This window comes from Glycomyces amatae, assembly GCF_020991375.1.
GTDB classification, from domain to species: Bacteria; Actinomycetota; Actinomycetes; order Mycobacteriales; family Micromonosporaceae; genus Glycomyces; species Glycomyces amatae.
The window spans coordinates 78736-94365 of record NZ_JAJLQZ010000005.1 but is presented as its reverse complement, the minus strand read 5'-3'; the positions used below and the strand labels follow the sequence as shown (position 1 = coordinate 94365).

Genomic DNA, 15630 nt, shown 5'->3' with positions numbered 1-15630 from the left:
TTTCCAGTTCTAGATTCCCGGGCGGGCCGGCGCGCGGCCGGCCCGCCCGGGAGTCGTCGGGTTATGCGGGCACTGCTACTCGGTGATCACGACGTCGCGCAGCTCGCAGTCGCCGCGCGGTCCGGCGTAGATCGGGTGGACCTGGACGTTGTCGAGCCGGTCGGTGTAGAAGTAGTTGTACTGCTGGCCGAAGACCGGGACGCTCGGCATGTCCGCGGCGAGGATCGCCTCGGCCTCGGCGTAGAGCGCCACCGCCTCGTCGAGGGTCGCGGCGGCGCCGGCCTCGGCGATCTTGGCGTCGTAGTCGGCGTTCTCCCAGCCCTGGTCGTTGACCGAGGACCCGCCGCCGTAGATCGGCTCCAGGAAGTTCTCGTTCAGGTTGTAGTCGGGGCCCCAGCCGGAGCGGAACGGGCCGTCGAGCGAGTGGCCCTCGCGGGCGGTCAGGAACTCGGTCCACTCCATCGGGACCAGCTCGTACTCGATGCCGAGGCTCTCGCTGATGGAGTCGCCGATGGCGCGGAAGACGTCCAGGTTGTCACTGGCGTCGTTGACCCAGATGCGCAGCTTCTCGCCCTCGGGCCAGCCGCCGGCCTGCGCGAGCAGGTCCTTCGCCCCGTCGGGGTCGTAGGTGCAGTACTCGCCGCACGAGTTGGTGCCGCCGCCGAGGATCGAGGCGGGGACCCACTCGTCGAGGGGCTGGAAGCGCTCGGGGCCGACGACGTTCGCGACGCCCTCGCGGTCGATGGCCATCGAGATGGCCCGGCGCAGCTCGACGCTCTGGTACTTCTCGTCGTAGAGCGGGAAGGCCAGCATGAGGATGCTCGGGTCCGGCTCCTGGATGAGGCGCTCGGCGAGCTCCGGGTCGTTCATCGCGGCCTCGTAGTCGGCCGCGGCGGGGCTGCAGACGTCGATGTCGCCGGTCTGGAAGTCGGCCCAGCAGTCGTCGCCTTCGAGGTAGACGTGCCACCGCACGCCGTCGATCGAGGGCTTCTTGCCGCCCGCGTAGTCCTCCCAGGCGACGGCGGTGCCGCCCGCCTCGATGTCGTACTCCTCTTCGAACATGAAGGGGCCGTTGCCGATCGGCTTCTTCTCGCAGGCTTCCAGGTCGTCCAGGCACTCCTGGGCGATCGGGTAGAAGGCCTCGTAGCCGAGCATGGTCGGGAAGCCGATGAACGGCGCGGTGAGCTTGACCTCGATGGTCAGGTCGTCGACGGCGGTGACGCCGGAGAGGTGGGTGACGTCCACGGGGGCGTACTCGGGCACCTCGGGGTCGGCCCACTGGTCCTCGGGCAGCGGGTCGGGGTTCATCTCCGCGTGGCCCTCGAAGGTCGCGAAGAAGTAGTTGAGCGGCAGCACGTTCGGCGCGTAGGCGGTGCGGTCCCAGGAGCGGATGAACGCGTCGGCGTTCACCGGCTCGCCGTTGTGGAAGGTCAGGCCTTCCTTGATCTTGATCGTCCAGGTCTGGTTGTCCTCGGAGGTGATCTCCTCGGCCGCCAGGTTCTCCGGCTCGCCGGTGTCGATGTTGTAGTAGACCAGGCCGTCGTAGACGTTCTTGATGATCCGGTAGCCCTCGGACTCGCCCGAGCCGCCGGGGACGAGGCTGCGGACTTCGCCGATCTGCATGTTGATGATCGCGTCGCCGCCGCCCTCGCCGTCGACGTCGCTCTCGTCTCCGGCACAGGCCGCGGTGGTGACCACCATGCCGGCTGCGGCGATCGCCGCAGCCGTCATTCGCATTCGTCGCACTGATGCTCCAGGGTGTGAGTGGTTCGTGGGATAACTCACACCATGTCGCACAACACAACTAAAAGAAAGAGTGCGTTGTGAAATCGTTACCTGTCGGACGGCAGGCGGAGACCTTGGCGGGCGCATATTTCAGCCCCATCGGTGCCGTAAGACCCATTGCGGGGCAAGGGCTTCCATTACGGGTCAAGTCCGGTGGCAGGATCAATCGGGCAACAGGTACGCCGAGGCCTCGGCCGCCGCGGCGGGGCCGTAGGACTGCTCCAGCCGCTGCACGAACTCCACCGGGTTGATCGCGTAGCCCTGCGGGCCGACCGTCTCGGACGCGATCGCGGTCAGCAGGCCGCCGACCTCGGCGGCGCGCCGCAGCCCCATCCCCCAGCCGAGCCCGGCCAGGAGCCCGGCCGCGAAGGCCTCGCGGCCGCCGGCGGGGTCGATGACCTCGCGGGCGCGCGCGGAGGGCACCCGGATGCGGTCCACGTCGTGGCCGGCGATCTCGACGCCGTCCTGGTCCAGTGTGGTCACGCGGACGCGGACCCGCTCGAGGAGCTCGTGGTCGCTCAGGCCCGTGGTGGCCTGGAGCAGGTGGTACCGGTCCTGGCTGGTGACGAGGAACTTCGCGCCGGTAAGGAACTCGACGGCCTCCTCGCCCTCCAGGTCGCCGGGGTCGGCGCTGAACTCCAGGCCGAGGTCGCGGCACTGGTCGGCGTAGGCGTGCATGGCCTTGGCCTCGCCCGGCCCGATGTGGACCAGGCCGAGGGTGCCGCCGCGCTCCATGACCTCGATGAGGTCGAGCTCGTCGCCGTCGACCACCACCGGGGCCTGGCCCAGTCGGCCGAGGCCGTGGCCGATCGAGTCGGCGTCGGTGCCGGTGACGGCGGTCTTCATGCCTTGCACTACGAGTGCCACAGCAAAGGTCCTCGTTCAGTCAGGGACGAGATGCGTTGGGAACGGCGGTTGCCGTTGGCCCGCAATGAAGCAGCGATGAGCTGCGGGGATTGGACGCCTATCGGCGGGAGCCGGGCGAGCGGTAACCGTAGCACGGGCCAATGTGGGCCGGGTACGGCGCGGCCCGGCGGGGCGGACCGCGACGGGCCGCCCGGCCGGGCCGGCGAAGGTCGTCCGCGAACCCGGCGGGCCCGCGTGGACGGGCCTAGTGGAACGAGTCGCCGCAGGCGCAGGAGCCCTGGGCGTTCGGGTTGTCGATGGTGAAGCCCTGGGCGTCGATGCGGTCGGCGAAGTCGATGTTCGCGCCGATGAGGTAGGGGACGCTCATCTTGTCGACCACGACGCCGAAGCCCTCGTAGTCCTGGATGACGTCGCCGTCGCGCGTGTCGGTGTCGAAGTACAGGCCGTAGCGCAGGCCGGAGCAGCCGCCGGGGCTGACCTCGACGCGCAGGCGGAGGCCTTCCTCGCCTTCCTGCTCGATCAGGGCTTTGACCTTGGCGGCCGCAGCGTCCGTGAGCACGACGCCGACTTTGGCGTTGTCCTTGACGTCCTCGGCCTGCTGAGTGGCGCTCACTAGCAACTCCTCTGATAAATGCGAGATCCTGATCGAATGGCTCAGTCTCGAACGGCTCAGTCGAATGGTCGGTCGAACGGGTCGCCTCGACCCGTCAACAGTACCCAACCGGATCAGGCGCGTCGCTATTCCCTGCGCGAAGCGATCGGGATGTAGAACACTGGCCGGGCCCGCCGTCACAGGCGGATGACGCGTGATCCGCTTCCGTGTCCGACGGTACCTATTCCCGCCACTCCCCCGCCACCTTCTCGGCCAGGGCGGTGAGGCCCTCGACCGGCGCGGCCATGGCGGCCTCGGGGCCGCCGACCAGTTCGGCGACGGAGTGGACCCCGGCGAGGTCGGGGTGGGAGGCGAGGTCGGAGCGGCCGGCCATGACGAGGCACGGCGTGCCGTGGGCGGCGGCGCCGGAGGCGACCTCGGCGGCGAGCTTGCCGCGCAGGCTCTGGGAGTCGAAGGAGCCCTCGCCCGAGACGACGAGGTCGGCGGCGGCGATCTCGGCGTCCAGACCGACGGCGTCGCAGGTCAGGCGGGCGCCGGACTCGCGGCGGCCGCCAAGGAGGAAGAGCGCGAAGCCGAGGCCGCCGGCCGCGCCGGCGCCGGGCTCGCTCGCCGCGCCGGGCATCGCCACCTGCTCCTCGACGACCTCGGCGAAGTGCCCGAGGGCCTGCTCGAGGAGCGCGACCCGGCGGGGGTCGGCGCCCTTCTGCGGGCCGAAGACGTGGGTGGCGCCCTGGGGACCCAGGAGCGGGGAGTCGACATCGGAGGCGGCGACGAACTCGACGCCGCGCGTGCGCGGGTGCCATTCGACCGAGTGGGCGAGGGCCAGGCCGGCGCCGCCGTACGGGAGGGGCTCGCCGGCGGCGTCGCGGAAGACGCAGCCGAGGGCGGTGAGCATCCCGGCCCCGGCGTCGTTGGTGGCCGAGCCGCCGAGGCCGACCACGAGGCGGCGGGCGCCGTCCTCGATCGCGTGGGAGAGGAGGAGGCCGAGGCCGTAGCTGGTGGCGCGGAGCGGGTCGCGTTCGGCGGGGTCGAGGAGGTGGAGGCCGCAGGCGGCGGCCGACTCGACGTAGGCGGTGTCGCCTTCGCGCAGGTAGTCGGCTTCGACGGGGCGCCCGAGCGGGTCGAGGACGTCGACGGTGCGGCGGGTCGCGCCGGGCAGGGCGCGGTCGAGGACGTCGATGAAGCCGGGGCCGCCGTCGGCGAGGGGGAGGGTGACGGCGGTGTCGCCGGGCCTGGCGCGGCGCCAGCCGTCGCTGATGGCGTCGGCGGCTTCGGCGGCGCTCATGGTGCCGGCGAACTTGTCGGGAGCTATGAGGATGCGCACACCACGAGGGTAATGGATGGGCGAAGACGAGAGGTAATCGCTTGCCGATGGTGGGTCCGGGCCCCTGGCGGAACGGGCCGGCGGCCGCCAGGGCGGGGCGGCGCCCCCGGGGCCGGGTGTGTCGCGCGCGGCCGCCCCGGCTTCGATGGTGCCCGCGGGGTACGACAACGACCCGGGGACCGGGGCCGGGGTCTGAGCGGCGCCCCGAGGAGCGGGCCCGCGGTCCGGCGGCGCGGCGCGCCAGGCCCGAGGCGGTCGGGGTGACGGGGCTCTTGCGGGAGTTCTGAGAAGCCGAGAAGCGCTCGGGACGGATTAGGATGGCCCGTATGACGGGCTTCAATGAACCTGCTAGCACCCAGACCGCGCTGCTCCTCCTCGGGCGCGGCACCGACGCGGGCGCCGAACGCGGCGTCGACTGCCCCGGCGAGCTGCCCGCGCCCTCCGACCCCGACCTGGTCGAGCGCGCCCGCGCCGCGAAGGAGGCCCTGGGCGGCAACGTGTTCGTCCTCGGCCACCACTACCAGCGCGACGAGGTGATCCAGTTCGCCGACGTCACCGGCGACTCGTTCAAGCTCGCCCAGCAGGCGGCGGCGCGCCCCGACGCCGAGTACATCCTCTTCTGCGGCGTGCACTTCATGGCCGAGAGCGCCGACATCCTCACCGGCGACCACCAGCGCGTGATCCTGCCCGACATGGCCGCGGGCTGCTCCATGGCCGACATGGCGACCGCCTCGCAGGTCGAGCAGTGCTGGGAGGACCTCCAGCGGGTCGGCGTCAGCGACGTCACCGTCCCGGTCACGTACATGAACTCCACGGCCGCGATCAAGGGCTTCGTCGGGCGCGAGGGCGGCCTGGTCTGCACCTCGTCCAACGCCGAGCGGGCCCTGCGGTGGGCCTACGCGCAGGGCGAGAAGGTCCTGTTCCTGCCCGACCAGCACCTGGGCCGCAACACGATGGTGCGCGAGATGGGCTACGCGCTCGAGGACTGCGTGCTCTACAACCCGCACAAGCCGAACGGCGGCCTCACCGACGAGGAGCTGCGGAACGCCAAGATCATCCTGTGGAAGGGCCACTGCTCGGTACACGGGCGCTTCACGCTGGAGTGCGTGGAGGACATGCGCCGCCTCGACCCCGAGGTCAACATCCTGGTCCACCCCGAGTGCAAGCACGAGGTGGTCGAGGCCGCGGACTACGTGGGGTCGACCGAGTACATCATCAAGAAGCTGGAGGCGGCCGAGCCCGGCTCGTCGTGGGCCATCGGCACCGAGCTGAACCTGGTGCGGCGCCTGGCGAACCGCTTCCCGGACAAGAAGATCTCGTTCCTGGACAAGACGGTCTGCTACTGCTCGACGATGAACCGGATCGACCTGCCGCACCTGGTGTGGGCGCTGGAGGAACTGGTGGCCGGCCGCGTGCCGAACACGATCACCGTGGACGCCGCGACCGCCGCGTACGCGCGCGAGGCGCTCGACCGGATGCTGGCGCTGCCGTAAGCCGAACAAGGGACCGCAGATCCTATACGATCTGCGGTCCCCACACGGCTTCCCGCGATATTCGGTTGCGCGATCGCGTCGTGCGCATGATCACCGTAAGTTATGCCGCTACCTGGGCGTTTTCCTTGTGGCTATTCCGTTATCGTTGGTCCGCGGAGCGAGAACGCGCCCTGGACGGCACCGGCCGGACACCTCGGGTTCCACTCCCGGTTCCCGGCTTCCTTCCCAGAACTCCACCCATCGAGGAGACCTGTTGAGCAGCACCGACGCCACCCCCGAAACTGTGTCTTCCAACGACATGCTGATCATTCACGGCGGCACCCCCCTGGAAGGCGAGGTCACCGTCCGCGGCGCGAAGAACCTCGTCTCCAAGGCGATGGTGGCGGCCCTCCTGGGCACCTCCCCCTCGGTCCTGCGCTCCGTCCCCGCCATCCGCGACGTCGAGGTCGTCACCGGCCTCCTGCGCGTCCACGGCGTCGACGTCGAGCTCGACGGCGACACCCTCTACATGGACCCGACCTCGGTCGAGTCCGCCGGCGTCGAGGAGATCAACGTCCACGCCGGCACCAGCCGCATCCCGATCCTCCTGTGCGGCCCGCTGCTGCACCGCCTCGGCCGCGCCTTCATCCCCGACCTCGGCGGGTGCAACATCGGCGGCCGCCCCATCGACTTCCACCTCGACGCGCTCCGCCAGTTCGGCGCGGTCGTCGAGAAGGACGCCGCCGGCACGCACCTGTCGGCCCCCAACGGCCTCCACGGCATCCGCTACGAGCTCGAGTTCCCCTCGGTCGGCGCCACCGAGCAGGTCCTGCTCACCGCCGTCATGGCCAAGGGCACCACCGAGCTGCGCAACGCCGCGATCGAGCCGGAGATCATCGACCTCATCTGCGTCCTCCAGAAGATGGGCGCGATCATCAAGGTCCACACCAACCGGGTCATCGAGATCGTCGGCGTCGACGAGCTCAAGGGCTACCGGCACCGGGCGCTCCCCGACCGCATCGAGGCCGCCTCGTGGGCCTCGGCGGCGCTGGCGACCGAGGGCAGCGTGTTCGTGCGCGGCGCCCAGCAGGCCGACATGATGACCTTCCTCAACGTCTTCCGCTCCATCGGCGGGGCCTACGAGGTCGACGACGACCCGAACGAGGGCGGCATCCGGTTCTGGCACCCGGGCACCGCGCTCAAGCCCGTCGCGCTCGAGACCGACGTCCACCCGGGCCTCATGACCGACTGGCAGCAGCCGATCGTGGTCGCGCTCACGCAGGCCGACGGCCTGTCGATCATGCACGAGACCGTGTACGAGAACCGCTTCGGCTACACCCGCGAGCTGCGCGGCATGGGCGCGAACATCGAGCTGTACTCCGACTGCCTCGGCGGCACGCCGTGCCGCTGGGGACGGCGCAACTTCCTGCACTCGGCCGTCATCGCCGGGCCCTCGAAGCTGCACGCCGCCGACCTCCAGATCCCCGACCTGCGCGCCGGGTTCAGCCACCTCATCGCCGCCATGGCCGCCGAGGGCACCTCGCGCGTCTACGGCGTCGACCGCTACATCACCCGCGGCTACGAGAACTTCGAGGAGAAGCTCCTCGGGCTGGGCGCCAAGATCGAGCGTCCGAGCGCGAAGCACACGTAGGTATGCTTGGAGGACAGCAGCCCGTAGCGAGTTGAGGAAGGCCGATCGTCCGTGGCGAAGAAGTCCGCCCAGGCAGCACCTGCCACCGCACCGAGTGGCACGGTGGAGCCCAAGCCCGTCGCCGCGACCGGCAAGAAGGGGAAGGCCACCCCCAAGCGGCCCAGCCAGGCCAAGGCCCGTCCCCCGGCCAACCCGCCCATGTCGAACAAGGAGAAGCGGGAGGCGCTCAAGAAGTCCGGCCCGCTGACCAAGGAGCAGAAGCGGCAGGCCAAGGAGGACCTCCGCAACGAGCGCGCCCGCATCGCCGAGGGCCAGTGGAAGGGCGACCCGCTCTTCGACAAGTACCACCTCGCGCGCGACCGCGGGCCCGAGCGCCTGCTGGTGCGCGACATCGTCGACTCCCGCTGGTCGGTCGGGCAGTACTACATGTTCGGCGCGTTCGCGATCCTCATCTTCTCCACCTCGGGCTCGGCCCAGCTCCAGAGCTACCTGTTCATCGGGCTGCTGGCCCTCACCGCGGTCATCGTCGTCGAGTCGATCCTCCTGTCGCGGCGCGTCAAGCGCCTGGTCTTCAAGCGCTTCCCCAAGACGGAGCAGCGCAAGGGCGGCCTGTACTGGTACGCGATCCAGCGGAGCATCATGCCCCGCTCGATGCGCAACCCGCGCGCCCGCATGAGCTACAAGGCCACGGAGGACGACCTCGGCAAGGTCGTCAAGTAGCGGGTCGGGGCCGCCCGCCCCGACCCGCCTCACCTCTCACCAGCCGATCAGGCCCGAGATCGTTCTGCCCTCACTCCCGGGTCACCGATGGCTTACCCTCGAATTGTCGTAATCCTCTCTGACCCCGGAAAGTAGCCAACGTGGTGGATGTCGCGGCGGACTTGCGGGCGGGGCTGTTCCGCGCCCTCGGCCCCCTCGATCGCGCCACCATGCGCCACGCGATCGCCGACACCGTCGCCCTCCAGCAGATCCGCGAGGAGTCCACGCTGCGCCTGGCCCGGCACGCCGCCGAGGCCGACCAGTCGCGGCTGCTCGGGGTCCGCGCGGTCGTCCTGCGCGTCCTCGGCGACTTCGACGGGGCCGAAGTGGACGCCGCCGCCGCGGTCAAGTACGCCGAGGCCGTCGGCGCCGACCTCCTCCTGGCCCCGGCCCGGGCCCGCCTCGGCCAGGTCCTGCGCGTGCGCGGCCGCTACGAGGAGGCCGACCAGCTGTTCGCCCTCGCCGAGGCCGGGGAGCTTCCCCGCACGCTCACCGGCGCGGTCCGCGCCTACGCCGGGCTGTCGTGCATCGCCCAGGGCCGCATCACCGAGTCGCTCATCCACGTCCAGCGCGCCTCCGAGCAGAACCCGCACGGGTTCGTCATGCAGATCGTCGAGACCGCGCTGGGGCTCATCGAGGAGCGCGCCGCCAAGGCCGGGTTCGGGCCGCCGCCGCGCGGCTGGCCCGAGCGCGCCGGGCACCCCGCCCCCGAGCGGTTCCAGGACTCGCAGACGGGCCGCTGGGGCTACCTGGGGCCGAACGGGCGGCCCGTGGTGCAGGCCGCGTTCAGCCAGGCCGGGGACTTCCGCGGCGGCGTCGCGGCCGTGTGCCAGGCCGACTGGGGCGCGATCGACCGCAACGGCACCGTGGTGGTCCCGATGCTCTACGGCGCCATGGAGACGCCGACCGCCGACGGGCGCACCGTCACCGGCTTCGTCAACGGCGTGGCCGTCGCGGCGCAGCGCGGGCGGGTGCTGGTGGTGCACAAGTCCGGACGCGTGGTGGTGCCGCCGCGCTACCAGCGGGTCGAGGTCCACCCGGCCGGGTTCCTGGTCACCGACGGGTACTCCTGGGGCGCCCTGGGCCTGGACGGGGGCGAGGTCGTGCCCGCCAGGACCGAGCGCGCCGAGGCGCTGCGGACCCTCGACGCGGTCGTCTCGATCGACGACGGGCCCCTCTAGCGGTACACGGCGCGCCCGCGTTCCTCGATAGCCTGAGAGCCATGCCGAACCTCGCCCCCTGGCTCGCCGTCGTCCTCGTGGCGGTCCTGTCCGCCGTCACGGTCAGCCTCGCCCGCCTGCTCGTCAAGTGGCTGCTGCTGCGCCACGCCTCCGAGCGCCAGTCCCTCGTCGTCGGCAAGGCGCTGCGGCCCGCGCAGCTCATGGCCGCGACCGGCGGCGTGCAGATCCTGCTGTTCGCCCAGAGCGACGTCGCCGCCCAGGGGTGGGACGACGGATGGAACATCAGCCTCAGCCGGGTCCTCATGTTCGGCACCGTGATCTCGGGCGCGTGGCTGGTCTCCAACCTGCTCAGCGTCTGGAAGGTGCCGCTCCAGGAGCGGTGGGGCTCGCTCAACGAGAACGACGTCGGCGGGCGGCGCCGGCGCACCCAGGCGATCGTGACCTACCGGCTGGTCGCGGCGGGGGTGTGGATGGTGGCGGCGGGGATCATACTGTTCAACATCCCCTCCCTGAAGGTCCTCGGCACCTCGCTGCTGGGGGCGGCGGGCGTCGCGGGCGTGATCGCCGCGCTGGCCGCGCAGACGATGCTCCAGAACCTCTTCGCGGGCATGCAGCTGGCGTTCGGGGACGCGCTGCGGCTCGAGGACGTCGTGGTCATCGAGGGCGAGTGGGGCCGCATCGAGGAGATCACCCTGTCGTACGTGGTGGTCCGCATCTGGGACGAGCGGCGGCTCGTGCTGCCGACCTCGTACTTCAAGACCCATCCGTACGTCAACTGGACCCGCAACGACCCGGCCGTGCTCGGCACGATCCTGCTCGACGCCGACTGGCGGCTGCCGGTCGACCAGGCGCGCGCCGAGCTGCTGCGCTACCTGGGGACCAACCCGCTCTGGGACGGGCGCAGCCACGGCATGGAGGTCAACGACGCCACCGGGCCGTACATGCGCCTGCGCATGACGATCTCGGCGGCCAACCCCTCCCACCAGTGGACGCTCCGGTGCGACGTGCGCGAGCACATGATCCGCTGGATCGTCGACGAGCACCCGCACTGCATCCCCCGCATGCGCGTCAACAGCTACCAGTCGGTCATGGACGTGCGCAGCGGGGTCTTCCCCGACCAGCAGGCCGAGGCGCAGCCGATCGAGCCCTCGGAGGTCCAGATGCTGCTCAGCGAGGCGCCGTTCAGGCAGCGCAGCCCCGCTCCCGAGAGCTGAGGGCGGCCGGTAGCCCGCGCGGGAGGACTACCGGCACGCGCGCGCATCTGTGACCTCGGTTTCGTTGACGCTTGCCGCTCGGCAGGTAATCTCATGGCATGGAGTTTCGTCATCTCGGCCGCTCTGGCCTCGTTATTTCCGAACTGGTGTACGGCAACTGGATCACCCACGGCGGGCAGGTGGAGGAGGACGCCGCGGTCGCGTGCGTCAACGCCGCCCTCGAAGCCGGCATCACCACCTTCGACACCGCCGACGTGTACGCGCAGGGCGCGGCGGAGGAGGTCATCGGCCGCGCGCTGAAGGACCAGCGCCGCGACGGCATCGAGATCTTCACCAAGGTCTACTGGCCGATGGGCCCGGGCAAGAACGACCGGGGCCTGTCCGCGAAGCACATCAAGGAGTCGATCGACAACTCGCTGACGCGCCTCCAGACCGACCGGGTGGAGCTGTACCAGGCCCACCGCTGGGACGTGGAGACCCCGCTCGAGGAGACCATGCAGGCGTTCGCCGACGTGGTGCACTCGGGCAAGGCGCACTACATCGGCGTCTCGGAGTGGAACGCCGAGCAGATCCGCGCCGCGGCCGGGCTCGCGAAGGACCTGAAGATCCAGCTCGTCTCGAGCCAGCCGCAGTACTCGCTGCTGTGGCGGGTCATCGAGGCCGAGGTCGTCCCGGCCTCCGAGGAGCTGGGCATCGGCCAGATCGTGTGGTCCCCGCTGGCCGGCGGCGTGCTCACCGGCAAGTACAAGCCGGGCCAGGGCGCCCCGGCCGGTTCGCGCGGCGCCGACCCGAAGTTCGGGCGCTTCGTCGAGAACTGGCTCAAGGACGACGTGCTCGAGCGGGTGCAGCAGCTCGGGCCGATCGCCGAGGAGCTGGGCCTGACCATCGCGCAGCTGAGCCTGGCGTGGGTGCTCCAGAACCCGAACGTCTCCGCCGCGATCATCGGCGCGACCCGCCCCGAGCAGGTCGAGGAGAACGTCAAGGCCGTCGGCGTGAAGCTGCCGGAGGAGACCTACGCGAAGATCAACGAGCTGTTCGCGCCGGTGTCGGTCACCGACCCGAAGGAGACGACGGCGCCGAACCCGCGCGCGTGAGCCCTATGGGGCCTCCCCGCGTTCGCGGATGAAGGCGAGGACGCGCTCGAAGAGCCGAGGATCGGCCGCATCGAACCATTCGATGCGGCCGTCCCTTTTGAACCAGGAGCGCTGGCGGCGCACGAAGCGGCGGGTGCCCTGGACGGTGAGCCGGAAGGCCTCGTCCTCGTCGTGCTCCCCCCCGAAGTGGGCCAGGACCTGCTGGTAGCCCAGGGCGCGGGAGGCGGTGCGGCCCTCGCGCAGGCCCCGCGCCTCGAGGTCGCGGACCTCGTCGAGGAGCCCGGCGTCCCACATGCGGCGCACGCGCCGCTCGATGCGCTCGTCCAGGACCGCGGTGTCGAGGTCGACGCCGACGCGGACCGCCTCGAGGTGGGCCCGGGGCTCGGGCAGGCTCGCGGTGAAGGAGCCGGTGAGCTCCACGACCTCGAGGGCGCGCACGACGCGGCGCCCGTTCGAGGGCAGGATCGCCTTCGCGGCATCGGGGTCGCGCTCCTTGAGGCGCTCCCAGAGCGCGGCGGGCCCGACGAGGGCGAGGTCGGCCTCGATGCGGGCGCGGATCACCGGGTCGGTGCCGGGGAAGTCCATCTCGTCGAGGGCGGCCTGGACGTAGAGGCCGGAGCCGCCCACGAGGATCGGGCGCCTCCCGCGGGAGCGGATGTCGGCGATCGCCCCTCGGGCGAGGCGCTGGTAGCTGGCGACGTCGGCGGGCTCGGTGACGTCGAGGACGTCGAACACGAGGTGGGGGACGCCGTCGCGCTCCTCGTCGGTGATCTTGGCGGTGCCGATGTCCATCCCGCGGTACAGCTGCATCGAGTCGGCGTTGACCACCTCGCCGTCCAGGGCCTTCGCCAGCGCGACGGACAGCGCGGTCTTCCCGGCCGCGGTGGGGCCTACGACGGCGATCACCGGCGGCTGTAGGGTGGGGTTACCGTCGACCGCCTCCCGGCGGAGTCCGTGACCCATAAGTCGGCGCTCTCGGCGGAGGTCGGGAGCCGTGGCTCGGGATGGCGCAACTGAATGACCCCCTCGGTTCGTGCGGCCCCACCCGGCTGGCGGCGACCCGCTGACCACCGTAAGGTACGGGAAGTACGTCCCTTAGTTCGTGTGAAGGATTTGAGATTACCGCGATGAGTGACCTCGGAGACTGGACCAGCTTCGGCCGCATCGACGCCGACGGCACGGTCTATGTGAAGACCTCCTCCGGCGAGCGCGCGGTCGGCTCCTGGCAGGCCGGCTCCACCGATGAGGGGCTCGCGCACTTCGCCCGGAAGTACGCCGACCTGGTGGTCGAAGTCGATCTCATCGCCGCGCGCCTGAACTCGGAGTCGGCCGACGTGGAGCAGGCGGCCTCGCAGCTGCGCAAGCTCCGCGAGGGCCTGGACACCGCGGCCGTGGTCGGGGACGTCGAGGGCCTGGCGAACCGCCTGGACGGGCTGTCCAAGCACGCCGACGAGAAGCTCGGCGAGTTCAAGGCCGCCAAGGACGCCGAGCGCGCCGAGGCCGTCGCCGCCAAGGAGGCCCTCGTGGCCGAGGCGGAGGAGCTCGCGGCCCGCGACAGCCACTGGAAGGCCTCGGGCCAGCGCTTCGGCGAGATCATCGAGGAGTGGAAGGCGATCCACGGGGTCGACCGGAAGACCGACCAGAAGCTGTGGCGCCGGTTCTCGGCCGCGCGGGACACGTTCACGCGGCACCGGGGCGCCTACTTCTCGCAGCTGGACTCCGAGCGCAAGGTGATCGCGCAGCAGAAGGAGTCCCTCATCAAGCAGGCCGAGGAGCTGTCGACCTCGACCGACTGGGGGCCCACCGCCGACCGGCTCAAGGGCCTCATGGCCGAGTGGAAGGACGCCGGGCGGCTGGCGCCGGACGCCGAGCAGAAGGCCTGGAAGCGGTTCCGCGCCGCGCAGGACGTGTTCTTCAACGCGCGCTCGGAGGTGTTCTCGGCCCGCGACGCGGAGCTGGACGCCAACCAGGCCGCGAAGGAGGAGCTGCTCAAGCAGGCCGAGGCGCTGGACATCGAGGCCGACCCGAAGGCCGCGCAGCAGGCGTTCCGCGAGCTCCAGGCCGGATGGCACGACATCGGCGCGGTCCCGCGCAAGAACCAGGCGAAGCTCCAGCGGCGCCTGCGCAACGTCGAGGACCGGCTCCGCGACGCACTGGACACCGCGTGGCGCAAGGTCCCGGTCGAGGAGAACCCGCTGCTGCTCCAGATGCGCCAGCAGGTCGCCGAGGCCGAGGAGAAGCTGGAGCGGGCCAAGGCCGACGGGAACGCGGGCCGGATCAAGAAGGCCGAGCAGGACCTGGCGAGCAAGAAGCAGTTCCTGGAGCTTGCGGAAGGAACCAAGTAGCGCAGCCTGGAGCTTGCGGAAGGAACCCCGGCGCCGGCCGGGGGTCGCCGCAGGCGACCCGAGTAGCGCAGCCTGGAGCTTGCGGAAGGAACCCCGGCGGCAGCCGGGGGCGCCGCAGGCGACCCCGAGTAGCGCAGCCTGGAGCTTGCGGAAGGAACCCCGGCGCCGGCCGGGGGTCGCCGCAGGCGACCCGAGCAGCGCAGCCTTCGGTTGGCCGAAGGCTCGAAATAGACGCAACCTGCTGTTGTCCGGCGGTTCTGAGCGACGCGTGAGGACGTTCGCGGACGGACCGGGATAATGGAGCAGGGCTACGACGGCGTGGACCGCTTCGGTCCGCGCCGTCCGTCGTCCCACGGCCGAACGTCAGTCACCCCGACAGGAAGGCAGCCGCATGTCAGTCGAGACCCTCCCCCACCAGTTCATCGACGCCGAGACCATCTTCAACCTGCGCGACATCGGCGGATGGGACGCCGCCGGCGGCAAGAAGGTCAGGACCGGCCGCGTGTTCCGCTCCGACAACCTCGGGATGGTCACCGAGGCCGACCAGGACCTGCTGGTGAACCGGCTCGGGATCAGGCACGTCATCGACCTGCGCCGGGGCGGGGAGCTGGAGCAGGCGGGCCGGTTCCCCGAGATCGAGGGCGTCGAGTTCCACCACTTCGAGCTGCTCCACGTCCGGTGGGAGGCCATCGACCTGGGAATCGACGGCGAGACGCCGCACGACCAGGTGGTGCGGTTCCTGCGCCAGCGCTACTCGGGCATGTACGAGGCCGGGTACGCGGCCGTCCGCGACTCGCTCGAGGTGATCGCCTCCGGCGAGCCGGTGCTGTTCCACTGCATGGCCGGGAAGGACCGCACCGGCCTGGTCGCGGCCGCGCTCCTGTCGGTGCTGGGCGTCGCCGAGGAGGACATCGCCGCCGACTACGAGCTGTCGCTCCACGGCATCAGGCGCTGGCGCGCCTGGCGGGACGCCAACATGGGCAAGCCCGCGACCGAGGGCGGCCTGACCACGCCCGCCGAGGCGATGCTGGAGACCTTGGAGGAGATGAGCGCCCGCTTCGGGTCGATGTCCGCGTACATCTCGGCGATCGGCTTCGACCGGACCGAGGAGCTGCGGGCGCAGCTGCTCGATTAGCCCGCCGCCCGAACGTCAGCGGCGCCGCGTCCCGGTGTCTGGGACGCGGCGCCGCGCCGTTTTGATATCGCTTTCAAAGGGGCTCAACGAATCCTGTCGACGCAGTGGGATTACTTACCGGTCGGCAGGTGAAATTTGGGTTGCCGGATGTCGGGCCCTCCTCGTAGGTTGGAGCGGTGGGCTCAGAGCG

At 70.9% G+C, this 15630-nt stretch carries 13 protein-coding genes; 8 read left to right on the top strand and 5 right to left on the bottom strand.

What is annotated here, in order from left to right:
- Positions 1-75: 75 nt before the first annotated feature.
- The 4 genes from LO763_RS09670 to LO763_RS09655 all read right to left on the bottom strand — a co-directional run bounded on the left by LO763_RS09670 (position 76) and on the right by LO763_RS09655 (position 4589).
- Positions 76-1737: a peptide ABC transporter substrate-binding protein gene (locus tag LO763_RS09670; protein ID WP_230602050.1), complete on the bottom strand. Its 1662-nt coding sequence runs from the start codon at positions 1735-1737 to the stop codon at positions 76-78.
- A gap of 210 nt (positions 1738-1947) precedes the next feature.
- A complete protein-coding gene (locus LO763_RS09665; protein WP_230601769.1) occupies positions 1948-2652 on the bottom strand; it encodes a carbohydrate kinase family protein in 705 nt (234 codons plus the stop codon).
- Between the two features lie 244 nt (positions 2653-2896).
- On the bottom strand, positions 2897-3265 hold the full coding sequence (gene erpA, locus LO763_RS09660; RefSeq protein WP_230601768.1) for an iron-sulfur cluster insertion protein ErpA: 369 nt from the start codon (positions 3263-3265) through the stop codon (positions 2897-2899).
- Positions 3266-3485: 220 nt separating this feature from the next.
- Entirely contained in the window at positions 3486-4589 is a 1104-nt protein-coding gene (locus LO763_RS09655; RefSeq protein ID WP_230601767.1) for a glycerate kinase family protein, read from the bottom strand.
- A gap of 326 nt (positions 4590-4915) precedes the next feature.
- On the opposite strand from LO763_RS09655, the gene nadA reads away from it, so the two are divergent.
- From nadA to LO763_RS09625, 6 genes are all read left to right on the top strand, one after another.
- Positions 4916-6082, top strand: a complete 1167-nt coding sequence (gene nadA, locus LO763_RS09650) for a quinolinate synthase NadA (protein ID WP_230601766.1) — start codon at positions 4916-4918, stop codon at positions 6080-6082.
- A 298-nt stretch (positions 6083-6380) separates the two neighbouring features.
- A complete protein-coding gene (gene murA / locus LO763_RS09645) occupies positions 6381-7712 on the top strand; it encodes a UDP-N-acetylglucosamine 1-carboxyvinyltransferase (RefSeq protein WP_369431959.1) in 1332 nt (443 codons plus the stop codon).
- A gap of 102 nt (positions 7713-7814) precedes the next feature.
- The gene (locus tag LO763_RS09640; protein WP_230601764.1) at positions 7815-8432 is read left to right on the top strand and encodes a DUF3043 domain-containing protein; all 618 of its coding nucleotides are present in this window, start codon (positions 7815-7817) and stop codon (positions 8430-8432) included.
- 140 nt (positions 8433-8572) lie between these two features.
- Entirely contained in the window at positions 8573-9652 is a 1080-nt protein-coding gene (locus LO763_RS29710) for a WG repeat-containing protein (RefSeq protein ID WP_230601763.1), read from the top strand.
- A gap of 41 nt (positions 9653-9693) precedes the next feature.
- Positions 9694-10866, top strand: a complete 1173-nt coding sequence (locus LO763_RS09630) for a mechanosensitive ion channel family protein (RefSeq protein WP_230601762.1) — start codon at positions 9694-9696, stop codon at positions 10864-10866.
- Positions 10867-10964: 98 nt separating this feature from the next.
- Positions 10965-11960, top strand: coding sequence for an aldo/keto reductase family protein (locus LO763_RS09625; protein ID WP_230601761.1), 996 nt, complete (start codon positions 10965-10967; stop codon positions 11958-11960).
- Between the two features lie 3 nt (positions 11961-11963).
- On the opposite strand, the gene miaA is transcribed toward LO763_RS09625, so the two are convergent.
- Complete coding sequence (miaA, locus tag LO763_RS09620; RefSeq protein ID WP_255672124.1) at positions 11964-12923, bottom strand: tRNA (adenosine(37)-N6)-dimethylallyltransferase MiaA; 960 nt, start codon at positions 12921-12923, stop codon at positions 11964-11966.
- 164 nt (positions 12924-13087) lie between these two features.
- Here miaA and LO763_RS09615 point away from each other — a divergent pair, with 164 nt between their 5' ends.
- Entirely contained in the window at positions 13088-14305 is a 1218-nt protein-coding gene (locus LO763_RS09615; RefSeq protein WP_230601759.1) for a DUF349 domain-containing protein, read from the top strand.
- Positions 14306-14696: 391 nt separating this feature from the next.
- Positions 14697-15440 (top strand): tyrosine-protein phosphatase, encoded by a 744-nt coding sequence (locus LO763_RS09610; protein ID WP_230601758.1) that lies wholly within the window; start codon positions 14697-14699, stop codon positions 15438-15440.
- Positions 15441-15630 lie beyond the last annotated feature (190 nt).